Raw genomic sequence first — 15,326 nt, forward strand, 5'->3', positions numbered from 1 at the left:
GACTTCTTGCCGCTGCGGTCCTCACCGCCGACGCGTCCGCCGACGACCGAGGCGGTCATCGTTGTGACATCTCGGCCGACGGGGGTGACGCCTCGGCTGTTATGAGTCGTCGGTACGCCGCTTGAGGTAGCGCTCGAACTCCCGGGCTATGGCGTCGCCGCTGGCCTCGGGGAGATCGGCGGTGTCGCGGGCCTCCTCGAGGGAGCGTACGTAGTCGGAGACGTCCTCGTCCTCCTCGGCGAGGTCGTTGACGCCGCGCTCCCAGGCTCGGGCGTCCTCGGGGAGGTCGCCGAGGGGGATGGAGCACTGCAGGAGGTCCTCGAGCTTGTTGATGATCGCGAGGGTGGCCTTGGGACAGGGCGGGGCGGCGACGTAGTGGGGGACCGCGGCCCAGTAGGAGACCGCGGGGATGTCGGACTGGACGCAGGCCTCCTGGAGCACGCCGACGATGCCGGTCGGCCCCTCGTAGGACGGCGAGTCGAGCTTGAGCCGGTCGACGAGGTCGGGCTCGGTGGCGGTGCCGGAGACCGGGATCGGCCGGGTGTGCGGAGCGTCGGCGAGGAGCGCGCCGAGGGTCACCACGAGCTGGCCGCCGAGCTCGTCGACGCATTCCAGGATCTCGCTGACGAACTGCTTCCAGCGCATGTTGGGCTCGATGCCGCGCACCAGGATGATGTCGCGGTCCAGGTCGGGCGGGGAGCAGACGGCGACCTGGGTAGTGGGCCAGGTGATGGAACGGAAGCCGTTCTCGTCGGTGCCGGTGACCGGGCGGTTGACCTGGTAGTCGTAGAAGTCCTCGGGATCGATCTCGGCCACCACCCGCGCGTGCCAGACGTCCATCAGATGGTCAACCGTGCCGGAGGCGGCATCGGCCGCGTCGTTCCAGCCCTCGAACGCGGCGATCACCACAGGATCGACCAGGTCGCGGGTCTCTTCGATCTCGATCACACCTCCACCCTAGTCACCGGGACCAGGGAGTCGGCGTCGTTCACCCTGCGTACACCTTCACAATTCCCACCTGGTGGACTCCCGGTGTCAGGATTCGGAATGAAATGGCATAGCCCGGGCACCTACGCCGTAGCGTGTTTCAGGCAAAGCCGTGCACACCACCGTGCCCGCCCGGGAGAGGAAACAAGAGTGAGTCTGCGCCCTGATGTCACCGAGACCCTGACCGCCACCCTGAAGGAGCGGATCATGGTGCTCGACGGTGCGATGGGCACTGCGATCCAACGTGACCGTCCCGACGAGGCCGGCTATCGCGGCGAGCGGTTCAAGGACTGGCCCAGCGACCTCATCGGCAACAACGACCTGCTCAACCTGACCCAGCCGCAGATCATCGAGGGCATCCACCGCGAATACCTCGAGGCCGGCGCCGACATCATCGAGACCAACACGTTCAACGCCAACGCGGTCTCGCTGAGCGACTACGACCTGGCCGACCTCGCCTACGAGATCAACTTCGAGGCGGCGCGCCTGGCTCGTGCGGCCGCGGACATCTACTCGACCCCCGAGAAGCCGCGCTACGTCGCCGGCGCGCTCGGCCCGACGACGCGTACGGCCTCGATCAGCCCGGACGTGAACGACCCCGGCGCCCGCAACGTCACCTACGAGCAACTCCGCGACGCCTACGCCGACGCGACCCGCGCGCTCCTCGAGGGCGGCTCGGACCTGATCTTCATCGAGACGATCTTCGACACCCTCAACGCCAAGGCGGCGATCTTCGCCGTCCAGCAGGTCTTCGAGGAGTACGGCCGCCGCTGGCCGGTCGTGATCTCCGGGACGATCACCGACGCCAGCGGCCGCACTCTGTCGGGGCAGGTCACCGAGGCGTTCTGGGATTCCGTACGCCACGCCGACCCGCTCCTGGTCGGCCTCAACTGTGCGCTCGGCGCCCAGGAGATGCGCCCCTACATCGCCGAGCTCGCCCGCGTCGCGGACGCCTTTGTCTCCTGCTACCCCAACGCGGGGCTCCCGAACGCCTTCGGCGAGTACGACGAGGGCCCGACGGACACCGCCGGGCACGTCCACGAGTTCGCCACCGCCGGGTTCGTGAACCTGGTCGGCGGCTGCTGCGGCACCACGCCGGCCCACATCGCCGAGATCGCCAAGCAGGTCGAGGGGGTCGCGCCGCGCGACGTCCCCGAGGTCGAGCCCGCGCTGCGGCTCTCCGGCCTGGAGCCGTTCACCGTGACCGAGGAGAGCCTCTTCGTCAACGTGGGGGAGCGGACCAACATCACCGGGTCGGCGAAGTTCCGCAACCTGATCAAGGCCGGCGACTTCGACACCGCGCTCTCCGTGGCCGCGCAGCAGGTCGAGAACGGCGCCCAGGTCATCGACGTCAACATGGACGAGGGCATGATCGACGGGGTCGCGGCGATGACCCGGTTCCTGACCCTGGTCGCCTCCGAGCCCGACATCTCCCGGGTCCCGATCATGATCGACTCCTCCAAGTGGGAGGTCATCGAGGCCGGTCTCAAGCTCGTCCAGGGCAAGCCGATCGTCAACTCGATCTCGCTCAAGGAGGGCGTGGAGTCCTTCGTCGAGCACGCCGAGCTGTGCAAGCGCTACGGCGCCGCGGCCGTCGTGATGGCCTTCGACGAGGATGGCCAGGCCGACTCCTACGAGCGCCGGATCGCGGTGTGCGAGCGGGCCTACCGGATCCTCGTCGACGAGGTCGGGTTCGATCCCGACGACATCATCTTCGACCCGAACGTGTTCGCGGTCGCGACCGGGATCGAGGAGCACGCGACGTACGGCGTGGACTTCATCGAGGCGGTTCGCTGGATCAAGCAGAACCTCCCCGGGGCGAAGGTCTCCGGCGGCATCTCCAACGTGAGCTTCTCCTTCCGCGGCAACAACCCCGTGCGTGAGGCGATCCACGCGGTCTTCCTCTACCACGCGATCGAGGCGGGCCTGGACATGGGCATCGTCAACGCCGGTGCGCTGGTGCCCTACTCCGAGGTCGACCCCGAGCTGCGGGACCGGATCGAGGACGTCGTGCTCAACCGGCGCGCCGATGCTGCCGAGCGGCTGCTCGAGATCGCCTCGAAGTACAACAAGGACTCACCCGAGGCGGAAGCCAAGGCCGAGGCCTGGCGCGAGCTGCCGGTCGGCGAGCGGATCACCCACGCGCTGGTCAAGGGCCTGGACGCCTACGTCGAGGCCGACACCGAGGAGCTCCGCGCCGAGATCTCGGCTCGTGGTGGCCGTCCGATCGAGGTCATCGAGGGACCGCTGATGGACGGCATGAACGTCGTCGGCGACCTGTTCGGTGCCGGCAAGATGTTCCTGCCGCAGGTGGTCAAGAGCGCCCGGGTGATGAAGAAGGCGGTCGCCTACCTGATCCCGTTCATCGAGGCGGAGAAGCAGCCGGGTGACGCCGAGACCAAGAACGGCACGATCGTGATGGCCACGGTCAAGGGCGACGTCCACGACATCGGCAAGAACATCGTCGGCGTGGTGCTGCAGTGCAACAACTACGAGGTGATCGACCTCGGCGTGATGGTGCCTGCGCAGAAGATCCTGGACGCCGCCAAGGAGCACGACGCCGACATCATCGGCCTCTCCGGCCTGATCACGCCGTCGCTGGACGAGATGGTCGGTTTCGCGACCGAGATGCAGCGGGTCGGGCTCGACCTGCCGCTGCTCATCGGCGGTGCCACCACCTCGCGTGCCCACACCGCGGTCAAGATCGACAAGGCCTACGACGGCCCCGTCGTCTGGGTCAAGGACGCCTCCCGCTCGGTGCCGACCGCGGCGGCCCTCCTCGACGCCGGCCGGCGCGAGAAGCTGATGGCCGAGGTCAAGGTCGACTACGACTCGCTGCGCGCGCGGCACGCCGAGCGGCGCGAGCGGGTGTCTTTGACGTACGTCCAGGCGAAGGCCAACAAGCCCGAGATCGACTACTCGCTGCTGCCGGCGAGGCCGGCGCAGACCGGCGTGCACACGCTGCTGGAATACCCGATCGCGGAGCTGCGGGATTACATCGACTGGCAGCCGTTCTTCAACGCCTGGGAGATGAAGGGGCGTTTCCCCGACATCCTCAACAACCCGGCGACCGGCGAGGCCGCGCGCAAGCTCTACGACGACGCGCAGGAGATGCTCGACAAGATCATCGAGGAGAAGTGGCTCGAGGCGCGCGGCGTCTACGGCCTCTTCCCGGCCAACTCGACCGGTGAGGACGTGGTCGTCTACGCCGACGACTCGCGCACCGAGGAGCGCGCCACGCTGTTCCAGCTGCGTCAGCAGGGCCAGCACCGCGACGGCATCTCCAACAAGTCGATGGCCGACTTCGTCGCGCCGGTCGGCCAGGGAGCCGACCACGTCGGTGCCTTCGCGGTGACCGCCGGGATCGGCCTGCCCGAGCGGGTCAAGGCGTTCAAGGACGCCATCGACGACTACTCCGCGATCCTGCTGGAGGCTCTCGCCGACCGCCTCGCCGAGGCGTTCGCGGAGCGGCTCCACGAGCGCGTACGCACCGAGTTCTGGGGCTACGCCGCCGACGAGGGCAAGCTCGCGAACGAGGACCTGATCGCCGAGAAGTACTCCGGCATCCGCCCCGCTCCGGGCTACCCGGCCTGCCCCGACCACACCGAGAAGCAGACCATCTGGTCTCTCCTCGACGTCGAGAAGAACACCGGCATCGAGCTCACCGAGTCGATGGCGATGTGGCCGGGCGCCTCGGTCTCGGGCCTCTACTACGGCCACCCCGACTCGCAGTACTTCGTCGTCGGCCGTATCGGTCAGGACCAGGTCGCCGACTACGCCCGGCGCAAGGGCTGGACGATGACCGAGGCCGAGCGCTGGCTGTCGCCGAACCTGGGCTACGACCCGGAGGACTGATCCTCCGGGTTGTCCAGCCACGCCGGCGGGACCTGACCGACGCTGACCACGTTCCAGAACGCCGTACGCCGCGTCAGGATCGTGACGAGGTGGTAGCCGTCCGGGTGGCGGGTGAGCACACCCGCCACCGGGTCGCGCTCCCGGTCGAGCCTCAGCGGGATGACGTGGGCCCAGGTCTCGGTGGCCGGGTACCAGTACGCGCCGACCGTCGAGGGGTCCCAGGTGCCGAGGGCGGCATTGGCCTCGGCGACCGCGGGCCGGAGCCGGGCCAGGAGCTCCTCGGGCTCCATGCCGGCGCGGTCGGCGTGGTCGTAGGCGATGTGCAGACCGCCGACGGACGTGATCCGTGCACCGTTGTCGAAGGCGGGCGGCGCCCAGCTCTCCAGCGCGGTCCGGCAGCGCTGGCAGTCGTCGTCGCGGCTCCAGTCGGCGAACTCGACGTCGTCGACGGCCAAGTCTTCACCGCGGCTGGTGACCAGCACCAGCCGCAGGCCGTCCTGGTCGCGCAGCGGCAGCGGGTTGTGCTCGAGCCCGTCGCGGAAGTGCAGCAGCGCGGAGGCCTCGTTGACCCCGATCCGGTGGACGACCGCGCTGCGCAGGCCCTGCAGCCGCGCCTTCGGTGACTCCTGCCGCAGCAGCGCCGGATCGACCAGGTCGGCGAGCCACTCGACCAGATCGACGGTGAGCAGCCGCTCGGCCTCAGCAGGCAGCACGAGACGGGAGATCGGGAGCCATGCGGGACACCGTATCCGGCTCCCGGCCGCACTCTGCGACCGCGGATAGGCTCGGACGGTGCGACACGAGGAGGAGTGGGCCCGGGAGCGGTTCGCCGCCGCCCGGGTGGCACGGCTGGCGACGGTCTCGGCCGACGCCGTGCCCCGGATCGTGCCGATCGTGTTCGCCCTGGTGGGGGACGTGATCCTCTCCGCGGTCGATCACAAGCCCAAGTCGACCACCCGGCTGCGGCGGCTCGAGGACATCGCGGCGAACCCGGCGGTGTCGCTCTTGGTCGACGCCTACGACGACGACTGGTCGCAGCTGTGGTGGGCACGTGCCGACGGTGTCGGGCGGGTGCACGCGTCCTACGACCTCGACCCGCTGGTCGCGAAGTACGCCGACTACCGCGCCCAGCCGCCGGCCGGGCCGGTGATCGTCATCGAGGTCACCCGCTGGTCCGGCTGGTCGGCGACCTGAGGCCTCGGGGTCAGCGCGAGCGTCGGAAGGGGCGCAGGATCTCCCCGCTGGGAGACGGACCGCGGGAGCGCATCGCCGGAGGGGCCGGCGGGGCCGTGCCGGCCCAGGGGCTGCGTACGTCCAGGACGGTGGCCCACTGCGACGCGGTCGGGCGCAGCCCGGGAGGGCCGGCGGCCTGGTCCATCAGCCGGGTCAGCGGGCCGACCAGGATGCCGGCCTCGCCGGCGAAGGTCAGGTCGGGCCGGAGCGCGGGGGCGGCGTTGCGGTCGCCGGTGAGCACGCGGGCGATCGTGAGGGCCAGCTTGAAGCGGTCGCTGTCGGCGGTCGGCGGCATGCCGAGGTTGGTGGGGTCCTCCCACCCGCGGGTGTCGGCGGGCGGCAGGACGCCGTCCTCGCCGGCCGGCCGGATCCCGTCGCAGTCGAGCAGCATCACCCGGGGGATCGGCGTCACCGACCAGGCGATGTTGCGCGGCGACAGGTCGCCGAGGACGAGCCCCTGCCGGTGCAGCGCGTCCATCACCGCGGCCAGCGCCCGCATCAGCAGCACCCGCTCGTAGATCCCGGGGCTGCGTACGTCACCCGTGTCGACGAGCAGGCCCAGCTCAGCGAGCGCGGTGGCGGGACCGAACCCGGCCAGGAACGGCTCGTGGACCCGCTGCATCAAGAAGCCGGCGGTGCGCAGCCCGTCGAGCACGACCGTGTGCGGCCAGGCGGCGAAATGGTCCACCTGCAGGCCCTCGCTCTCGACGAGCCCGCGGATCCGCACCAGCTCCGCCAGGGCACGGCCGTCCACGAGGCCGAGCTCTCGCGTGCGGTACAGCTTCGCGACCGTCCCGGGGTGGTCGGCCAGCTCGATGATGCGGCCCTGAGAGCCCTGGGCGATATGGCGTCCAAGACTCAGGTCGCTGAGCTGGATCTCGTTCACGGAACCTCCGGCACCCGTCGTAGGTAGGCAGATCGTACGTGGCTGGGCGATCCCGTGCCGAGTCGACGGCTCATCTGGTGGCACCGGGCGTCAGCCCGCTGCGATCCCGGCCACCAGGTTGATCGTGCTCGCCAGCACCACCGCACCGAAGACGTACGACAGCAACGTGTGCCTCAGCACGACGGCGCGGATCCGGGAGCTGGTCACCGACGTGTCGGAGACCTGGTAGGTCATCCCGAGGTTGTAGCTGAAGTAGAAGAAGTCGCGGTAGGCGGGCTTGTCGTCGGAGTTGAAGTCGATCCCGCCGGCGTCGCCGTCGTAGTAGAGGTGTGCGTAGCGCGCGGCGTACATCAGGTGCAGGCTCGCCCAGGCCAGGAAGACGCCGACGAGCGCGACCGCCGCGGCGAGGCGGCCTTGGGCGGAGTGGCCGACGACCAGGAGCATCACGATCCCGAGCAGCCCGCACAGCGAGATGGCGACCACGACGAGCTCCTCGGCCGCGGGGCGAAAGTCCTCGCGGCGGGTGTTGGCGCGGGTCGTGTCGGCGTCGAGCGGCCACAGCGCGATCCAGCCGGAGGCGACGAACGTGGCATGGACGACCGCTACCGCGAGAAGGGTGCCGATCTGCGCGTCGACGAGGAGTACGCCGGCCGCGGCCGCCATCGCTCCGGCCACCAGCGAGCCGGCCAGCCGGACCCCGGCAGCCGAGGGGAGAGGCGTCTGCGAACTCGTCCGACTCACGCCTGCAGGCTACCCGTCGTCTCGCCCGGCGGACGGCTGCGACGGGCGCGGCGTACCGTGGTGTCATCAGGATCGGCAGCGCGAACGAGAAGAGGACAGGTGCCCCTCAGCAGGATCGAGGAGTCGACCACCCGCAAGCAGGGTGGGGTCGAGTTCGGCGGCGGCCGGGTGGCGTACGCGTCCGGCGAGGCGACCGTGGCCGATGCCATGGTCCGCCGGCCGAAGCTGCTCCCGGCCACGGCGACCGGTCGCGACGTACGCGATCTCTTCCGCGACGACCACGTGCACGCGGCGCTCGTCGTCGACGGTGATCGGCTGCTCACGGTCATCGAACCGCACGAGGTCGGCGCGAGCGGGGACGGACCGGCGAGGGCGATGGGCACGCTGCGGGGCCGCACGGTCGCCCCCGACGCCGACCTCTGGGAGACCTGGGTGTGGATGATCGGCAACCGGTGCCGCAGGCTGGCCGTGGTCGAGGACGGCCGCTGTGTAGGGCTCCTCTGCCTCAAGCGCACCAGCCGGGGCTTCTGCTGCGACGCCGGCGTCCACGCGAGGGCTCGCCAGGCCATGACCTCTCAGGAACCCACAGGACAGGAGCTGACATGGGACGAGTGACGGTTGGACGGCCTGTGCTGCGGGTACGCGACGGCGTGATCTCGCGACGGCCGGACAAGCTGGCCGCGGAGGAGCCGATGGAGATCAGGGTCAACGGCCGGCCGCTGACCGTCACGATGCGCACCCCCGGCGGCGACTTCGACCTAGCCGTCGGGTTCCTGGTCAGCGAGGGCGTCGTGCACTCCGCCGACGACATCGCGAGCGTGCGCTACTGCGCCGGTGCCACCGCCGACGGCGGCAACACCTACAACGTGGTCGACGTCGGCCTGGCCGCCCACGTCCCGCCGCCCGACGCCTCCCTGGAGCGCAGCTTCTACACGACCTCCTCGTGCGGACTGTGCGGGAAGGCGTCCCTCGAGGCGGTGCGTACGTCCTCGGCCTGGTCGGTCGCGGAGGACACCCTGCGAGTCACGCCCGAGCTCCTGAGCATCCTCCCGGAGCGGCTGCGGGAGGCGCAGCGCGTCTTCGACAGCACCGGTGGCCTGCACGCGGCCGGGCTCTTCGACGCGGAGGGCAACCTGCTCTGCGTACGCGAGGACGTCGGCCGGCACAACGCCGTCGACAAGGTGATCGGGCACGCTCTGCGCGAGGGCATGGTGCCGCTGCGCAACAGCATGCTGATGGTCAGCGGGCGCGCCTCGTTCGAGCTCGTCCAGAAGGCCGTGATGGCCGGTATCCCGCTGCTCGCGGCCGTCTCGGCCCCCTCCTCGCTCGCCGCCGACCTGGCCGACGACAACGGCCTCACCCTGGTCGGCTTCCTGCGCGGCTCCTCGATGAACATCTACGCGGGCACCGACCGCATCGCGGCCGTACCCGTCGGCTGACCGCCGCCGGGCGAGCGTGTCGAGACACGTCACATCCGCGCGGCGCCGTCGGTGATCGCCCGGCGGATCCGCGGATAGGTGCCGCAGCGGCAGATGTTGCGGATCGTGTCCAGATCGGCCTCGGTGACGGTGCGGCCCTCCGCGGAGACTCGCCGCACCAGGTCGACCGCGGCCATGATCTGGCCCGGCTGGCAGTAGCCGCACTGGGCCACGTCGTGGTCGATCCAGGCCTGCTGCATCGGGTGCAGACCGTCGTCACTCTCGCCGACGGTCGCGGGAAGCCCTTCGATCGTGGTGACCTCGTCGTCGGGACGGAGGTCGGCCACCGGGACGGCACAGGGGTTGAAGGCGCGGCCGTTGAGGTGCGAGGTGCAGGCCTTGCAGACGTTGATCCCGCAGCCGTACTTCGGGCCGGTGACGCCGAGCAGGTCACGCAGCACCCAGAGCAGACGTACGTCGTCCTCGGCCTCGACGCTGATCTGCTCGCCGTTGACCCGGAAGGTGTGGGTGGGCATGTGGGCGGTCCTTTCTGGCTCGGGCCTTTCAGCGAACGTGGGAGAGACCGTCGGTCGGCGAGGCGGGCACCGGCGGGACGGTCGGCTTGGGCTCGAAGGAGAGCGTGCCGTGGTTGATCGGGAAGTCGGTCGGCATCGTTCCGGTGGCGCGGCCATAGGCGCAGGCGACCGCGGCCATCGACGCGGCCACCCCGAGCTCCCCGGCGCCGCCGGGCTCGCCGGAGCCGGGGACGATGATGATGCGTACGTCCGGCGGGGTGTTCCACTGCCGGGTGTAGAAGTAGTTGTCCCAGCTCGCCTCCAGGAAGTGCCCCTCGCGCAGGTGCAGGCTGGAGGTGAGCGTCTGGGCGATGCCGTCCATCAGGCAGCCCATCATCTGCGCTTCGAGACCTCGCGGGTTGACCACCGTGCCGACGTCGACGGCCAGGACCGCCTTGCTCACCCGCGGTCCGGCGACGGCGTCGCGGATCCGGCGGCCCACGGTTTCCGGGCGCGTGTCGATCTCGACGAGGACGGCGCTGGTGGAGTGGTACTCGCCGTGGAAGGCGATGCCCTGGGCGACACCGGCCGGGAGCGTACGTCCCCAGTCGCCGGCCTCGGCGACACGGTCCAGGACCGCCCGGTCGCGCGCGTTGCGCAGGTGGTCGCGCCGGAAGCGATAGGGATCCTTGCCCGTCTTCGCGGCCAGCCGGTCCACGATCAGCTCGCGGGCGCAGGTCACGTCGGGGGAGTAGACGTTGCGCATCGAGCCGGTGTTGAACCCGGTGTCGGTCTCGTTGAGCACCCGGGTCGCCGGCCCGAAGTTGTAGGGCATCGCCTGCGAGAGCTGGAAGAAGACCTGGGAGAAGGCCCGGTCGCCGACCGGCAACTGGGCGGCCAGCGCGGTGATGATCTCGCCGAGCCCGTGGCCGAGGTCGGTCGAGATGCTGGTGTGCGACTGCTGATAGCCGACCACCGTGCCGCCGAGGTGGGCCGCTCGCACCCGTGATCTCGCCATCGGGTGGGTCCGGCCCTGGCGGGAGTCGTCGGCCCGGTGCCACATCAGCTTCACCGGCTTGCCGATCTTCTGGGAGACCTCGGCCGCCTCCAGGGCGGCGTCGAAGAAGAGCCGGCGGCCGAACGAGCCGCCACCTTGGGTGACATGCACCGTGACGGCCGGGATCGGCAGGCCGAGCCGGGCCGCGATGGTCTCCTGCGCGACGATCGGTGACTTCAGCGACGACCAGATCTCGGCCCGGTCGCGGCGTACGTCCGCTATGGCGCAGTTGGTGTCCAGGGCGCTGTTGCTGCGGAACCGGAACGTGAACGTCGCCTCCACCGTCGGGGCCAGGGGTGGCGGGCCCAGTGGCGCCTCGGCGCGGCGCAGCTCCTCGAGTACGTCCTCGTCGTCCTTCCCCTCGGCGGTGCCTGGTCCCCAGGTGACCTCCAGCGCTCGCACCGCGTCGATGCACTGGCCGAAGGTGTGCGCCCGCACGGCCACCCCGGTCGAGATCGTGACCACGTCGGTGACGCCCGGCATGGCGCGAACGTCCTCGGCGTTGGCCACCGAGCGGACCGTGCCGTTGATCGTCGGCGGCCGGCAGACCATGGTCGGCAGCGCGCCGGGCACCTGAAGGTCCATCGTGAACTGCTTGCGCCCCGTGACCGCGGCGCGGGCATCGACCCGGTTGCGCGGCGTGCCGATCACGGTGAAGTCCGCGTCCGGCTTCAGGGTCACGCTCACCTGCTCGGTGCGTACGCTCGCGGCCCGGGCCGCCAGGTCGCCGATCGGGATGCTTCGCCTCCGGCCCACGACCAGGCCGTCGCCGATGGTCAGCGCCTCGACCCGGGTGCCGAGCTCGGCCGCGGCGGCCGCCAGCAGCCGGGCACGAGCGATCGCGGCTGCGACCCGGATCGGCGTGTAGGTGGCGATGGTGGTGTTCGAGGCCCCGGTGAGCTGGTTGAAGAGCAGCTCGGGACGGGCATCGGCCAGGCTGACGTGGACGCGATCGAGCGGGACCCCGAGCTCCTCCGCGATCAGCATCGCCGAGGAGGTCGTGATCCCCTGACCCACCTCGGCACGGGGGAGCTCGAAGCGGACCTCGCCATCGGCGCCGACCTCGACGGTGATCAGGCTCGCCGTCGGGATGGCGGCCACCGTCATCATGTCGTTGAGGTCGAGGATCTCGGTCGGCTCGGGCCACGGGATGCCGTCGGCCGCCGGCGCCGCCGAACGGGTCGCCGTGGCCGGCTCGGCCTGGGCGAGCTCGGCGGCCGCGACCAGGGTCGGGCCGGCCAGCACGTAGCCGAGGAACGTACGTCTGCGCAGCGGTTCCACGTCAGAAGGTGCGGTTGCCGTCGGGGATGGTGATCGCGGTGCCCTGTCCCCTGGTCAGGTAGAACATCAGGTACTGCCGGGCGACCTCGTCGATCGTCCAGGCCAGTGCCGGCGCCAGTGGCAGGCTCACCGCGCCCTGGCGGATCTTGATGAACCACGGCCAGGCCGCGCGGATCGCCGATTCCCAGAACGGACGCGGCGTGATGCCGTCCCAGTCGGCCACCTGATCGCCCACCAGATACCTGGCCAGCGCATCGACCGCGGGTCGCGAGAACGAGCCCGGGCTGGTCTGCTCGGCGAGCTGGCCGAGCAGGATGTCGGTCAGGACCACGCCCTCCGGCGTCGGGCCGAGGATCGGTTCGAGGAGTTGGTCGGACTGCTGGTTCGCGGCCGGCCAGGTGGCCGGGATGTACTCGGCGGGCACGCCGAGCATGTACGCGTTGACCTGCCAGTTGTGCAGGTAGCCCTCCTTCTCGGCAGTGGTCATGTCCAGGTCCCACTCGACGAGCTTGCGCATCGTCCAGGTGGCCAGGCTGTGCCAGGTGATCAGGATGTCGCCGATGGCGATCGGGATCTGCTGGCCGCCGCTGGTCTCGACCCAGTGGGGCGACTCGGGCAGCAGGTTGCGTACGGCGGCGTGCACCATCCGCGTCTTGACCGCCTGTGCCTGGGCCTTGCCGTCGGGTTCGTATGCATGGGGGTCGCCGACCGCGAAGCCGAGCATGCTGGTCTTGGCGACCCGGTCCTCCATGTCCGCGCCGCCCTTGGAGTAGTAGACGGCTCTGGCCTCGCGCGGGATCGCGGTCGAGAGCATCCCGCCGCCGGGCCCGTTGCAGAGGTTGAGGAGCAGCCCGTTCTTGGTGTTGAACGCCGCCGCGGCCCGCAGCTTGGTCATGTCCGCCCACTCGGGCAACCGCAGCGCGCGCGCCATCCAGTCGCGTACGTCACCGGGCAGCCCGTCGGGGAGCGGCTGGTCGTTGTGGTTCCAGTCGAGGATGGCGGCGTTGATCGCGGGCACGTCGCCGCGGCGGATGACGTCGCCCATGAGGTAGTCGATCTCGTCGTCCCACAGCCATTGCGGGTCGATCCCGGTGCCGCTCCCGGCCACGGACAGGGCCGGGTCCCACGTCCACGGGACCGCGGCCCGCGCCGCGGCCATCGGGCCGCCCAGGGAGGCGACCGCGCCGGCGGCGATGCTGGAGGCGATCAGGAACTTACGTCGGCTGAGCTCGTGCATGATGCTCCTCTGGCTGAGGTGGGTCGGTCAGCTGGGGTAGTTGGGGTTGTTGCCGGTGGGGATCTCGATGCTGATCTGCTCCCCGCGGGCGAGGAAGAGCAGCACGGCCTTGCGGATGAACTCGTCGAACATCCAGTAGGTCGGTGGCGCGAGCGAGAGCGGCTGGCCTGATTCGCGGAAGGCGACGAACACGGGCCAGCCGACCTTGATGGTCGTGTCGAGGGCTGGGTGGCGAGGCAGCTCGAGCCACTCGGCGACCTGGTCGCCGAGCATGAACCGGCTCATCGACTCCAGGGCGGGGCGGGTGAAGAGGGTGCCGTCGATCTCGGCTCCGAAGTCGAGCAGGATGTCGGCGAGCGCGACGCCCTCGTCGGTGTGGGCGAGCAGCGGCACCAGCACCTGCTCGCGCTGGCTGAGCGCGTCGGCCCAGGTCGCGGGGATGTACTCGTCGCGGACGCCGAGCATGTGGGCGGTCACCTGCCACACGTGCAGGTAGCCCTCGCTCAGGTCGGCCGGCCGCTCGACCTTCCACTCGTCGAGCTTCTGCCACACCGAGGAGGCCAGGCTGTGCCAGGTCACCATGATGTCGCGCTGGCTGATCGGGATCTCCTCGTCGGCGGCCGCCACCCAGTGCGGGGACTGGGGGAGGAGGTGGCGCACGGCGGCATGGATCAGGCGCGTCTTCACGCAGGTCACGATCATCTCGCCCGAGGGGCTGAAGGCGCCGTCGACGCCGATGTCGTAGCCGAGCTTGGCGGTCTTCTTGATCCGGTCGCGCATGTCGCTGCCGCCGTAGGAGTAGTAGACCGCCCGGGCCTCGCGGGGGATCGCGGTCGACATCATGCCGCTGTTCATCCCGTAGAGGACGCCGAGGTACAGGCCCCAGCGCTGGGTGAACTCGAAGGCGTCGGCGAGCTTGGCCTCGTTCGCCCAGGACGGGAGCTGTCGGGCCTTCTCGATGAACGCGTACAGGTCGCCCGGTAGCGAGGTCGGGGTGGGCTGGTCGTTGCGCGTCCAGCCGCGCAGGGCGTCGTTGACGGCGTCCACGTCGCCGTGCTGGATCAGGTCGGCGACGACGTGGTCGGCCTCCGGGTCCCACACCGTCGACGGGTCTGCGCCTGCGCCTGCCCGGGCGATCGACGCCGATGCCGGCCAGGTCCACAGCGGGGTCGTCAGTGCCGCGGCGCCCACCGCTCCGCCCGTGATCAAGAGCTTTCGTCTGCTGAGGTCTGCCACTGCCACCACTCCTCATCTCCGAGTCATCGAAGTGATCCACGTCACTTCGGCCCTGATAGCGTAGAGCCACTATCGGCAATCTGCCAGTAGTAATCGGCAGATTGCCGATATAGTCTGTCAACGGCCTGCATGAGCCGGTCAGGTGAGAAAGGATGGGGACATGGCAACTCCGCGAGTACGCATGCAGGCCGATCGCCGACGGGACCTGATCGTCGCGGCGGCGGCTCGGGTCTTCGCCGAGCGGCGCTACGACGACGTCTCGACCACGGAGCTCGCCCGGGCGTGCGGAGTCAGTCGCGGTCTGTTGAGCCACTACTTCCCGACCAAGCGCGACCTCTATCTCGCTGTCATCGGACGGCTTGTCGATGTCCCGCGACTCCCCATGCCTGCCTACGTCGAGGGGGCGACGGTCGAGGACCGCATCGGCCGCAGTGTGGCCGAGTGGGTCGACATGGTCGTGGCCCGCAAGGACGCCTGGCTGGCGGTCTCCGGCTTCCTCGGCGAGTCACGCGACGAGGAGATCTCGGCGATCCTGGAGGACTACATCGAGCGCATGGTCGACCAGATCTGCGAGCTCGCCGGGTTGCATGCGGTCCGCGAGCACCCGGCCGTACGGACCGCCCTGCACGGCTATTCCGCCTTCGCGACCACGGTCACCCGCCGCTGGCTGCTCGGCGCGCCCGCACCCCGTGAGCACCTGGAGCGGCTCCTCGGCGACACGCTGCTCAGCCTCGTCCGCGTCACCGTCCCGGCGCTGACGGAGGAGTCGGCCTCCGGTCCGGCGATCGTCTGATCCGTCTCTGCCTCGCTCCGGGATGACCGTTGCGCTCGACCACTGAAATTGCTGTGACGGAAACCATGTTCGTGGTTCCGACTGGAA

13 protein-coding genes are annotated in these 15,326 nt (G+C 70.1%); 5 read left to right on the plus strand and 8 right to left on the minus strand.

Going from position 1 to position 15,326, the window contains the following annotated elements; genetic code table 11:
- Positions 1-99 precede the first annotated feature (99 nt).
- Entirely contained in the window at positions 100-948 is an 849-nt protein-coding gene (locus ABTX24_RS10440) for a PAC2 family protein (protein WP_160023887.1), read from the minus strand.
- Between the two features lie 189 nt (positions 949-1,137).
- Here ABTX24_RS10440 and metH point away from each other — a divergent pair, with 189 nt between their 5' ends.
- Positions 1,138-4,842, plus strand: coding sequence for a methionine synthase (gene metH, locus ABTX24_RS10445; RefSeq protein WP_350839375.1), 3,705 nt, complete (start codon positions 1,138-1,140; stop codon positions 4,840-4,842).
- Here metH and ABTX24_RS10450 read toward each other — a convergent pair.
- On the minus strand, positions 4,824-5,555 hold the full coding sequence (locus tag ABTX24_RS10450; protein ID WP_350839376.1) for a hypothetical protein: 732 nt from the start codon (positions 5,553-5,555) through the stop codon (positions 4,824-4,826). The genes metH and ABTX24_RS10450 overlap by 19 nt on opposite strands.
- Positions 5,556-5,634: 79 nt before the next feature.
- On the opposite strand from ABTX24_RS10450, the gene ABTX24_RS10455 reads away from it, so the two are divergent.
- The gene (locus ABTX24_RS10455; protein ID WP_160023884.1) at positions 5,635-6,036 is read left to right on the plus strand and encodes a TIGR03668 family PPOX class F420-dependent oxidoreductase; all 402 of its coding nucleotides are present in this window, start codon (positions 5,635-5,637) and stop codon (positions 6,034-6,036) included.
- A 10-nt stretch (positions 6,037-6,046) separates the two neighbouring features.
- On the opposite strand, the gene ABTX24_RS10460 is transcribed toward ABTX24_RS10455, so the two are convergent.
- Together ABTX24_RS10460 and ABTX24_RS10465 are read right to left on the minus strand one after the other, a co-directional pair.
- Positions 6,047-6,961: a hypothetical protein gene (locus ABTX24_RS10460; RefSeq protein WP_160023883.1), complete on the minus strand. Its 915-nt coding sequence runs from the start codon at positions 6,959-6,961 to the stop codon at positions 6,047-6,049.
- Positions 6,962-7,051: 90 nt separating this feature from the next.
- Positions 7,052-7,702, minus strand: a complete 651-nt coding sequence (locus tag ABTX24_RS10465; protein WP_201451033.1) for a DUF1345 domain-containing protein — start codon at positions 7,700-7,702, stop codon at positions 7,052-7,054.
- 99 nt (positions 7,703-7,801) lie between these two features.
- On the opposite strand from ABTX24_RS10465, the gene ABTX24_RS10470 reads away from it, so the two are divergent.
- Together ABTX24_RS10470 and fdhD are read left to right on the plus strand one after the other, a co-directional pair.
- Positions 7,802-8,317, plus strand: a complete 516-nt coding sequence (locus ABTX24_RS10470) for a DUF294 nucleotidyltransferase-like/CBS domain-containing protein (protein ID WP_350839379.1) — start codon at positions 7,802-7,804, stop codon at positions 8,315-8,317.
- Complete coding sequence (fdhD, locus tag ABTX24_RS10475) at positions 8,305-9,141, plus strand: formate dehydrogenase accessory sulfurtransferase FdhD (protein ID WP_160023881.1); 837 nt, start codon at positions 8,305-8,307, stop codon at positions 9,139-9,141. Before ABTX24_RS10470 ends, fdhD begins: the two co-directional genes overlap by 13 nt.
- A gap of 29 nt (positions 9,142-9,170) precedes the next feature.
- On the opposite strand, the gene ABTX24_RS10480 is transcribed toward fdhD, so the two are convergent.
- Genes ABTX24_RS10480 through ABTX24_RS10495 form a run of 4 tightly spaced genes read right to left on the minus strand, consistent with a single transcriptional unit; the run spans position 9,171 to position 14,446 of the window.
- Positions 9,171-9,656 carry a (2Fe-2S)-binding protein gene (locus ABTX24_RS10480; RefSeq protein ID WP_160023880.1) on the minus strand — a complete coding sequence of 162 codons (486 nt, stop codon included), beginning with the start codon at positions 9,654-9,656 and terminating at the stop codon, positions 9,171-9,173.
- 28 nt (positions 9,657-9,684) lie between these two features.
- Positions 9,685-11,973 carry a molybdopterin cofactor-binding domain-containing protein gene (locus ABTX24_RS10485; protein ID WP_160023879.1) on the minus strand — a complete coding sequence of 763 codons (2,289 nt, stop codon included), beginning with the start codon at positions 11,971-11,973 and terminating at the stop codon, positions 9,685-9,687.
- Between the two features lies 1 nt (position 11,974).
- The gene (locus tag ABTX24_RS10490; protein WP_160023878.1) at positions 11,975-13,210 is read right to left on the minus strand and encodes an oxygenase MpaB family protein; all 1,236 of its coding nucleotides are present in this window, start codon (positions 13,208-13,210) and stop codon (positions 11,975-11,977) included.
- Positions 13,211-13,237: 27 nt separating this feature from the next.
- Positions 13,238-14,446 carry an oxygenase MpaB family protein gene (locus ABTX24_RS10495; protein WP_160023877.1) on the minus strand — a complete coding sequence of 403 codons (1,209 nt, stop codon included), beginning with the start codon at positions 14,444-14,446 and terminating at the stop codon, positions 13,238-13,240.
- A gap of 160 nt (positions 14,447-14,606) precedes the next feature.
- On the opposite strand from ABTX24_RS10495, the gene ABTX24_RS10500 reads away from it, so the two are divergent.
- On the plus strand, positions 14,607-15,239 hold the full coding sequence (locus tag ABTX24_RS10500) for a TetR/AcrR family transcriptional regulator (RefSeq protein WP_160023876.1): 633 nt from the start codon (positions 14,607-14,609) through the stop codon (positions 15,237-15,239).
- The last annotated feature ends 87 nt before the right edge of the window (positions 15,240-15,326 follow it).

Origin of the sequence: Nocardioides sp. NPDC127514, assembly GCF_040302125.1 — a bacterium.
Lineage (GTDB): Bacteria > Actinomycetota > Actinomycetes > Propionibacteriales > Nocardioidaceae > Nocardioides.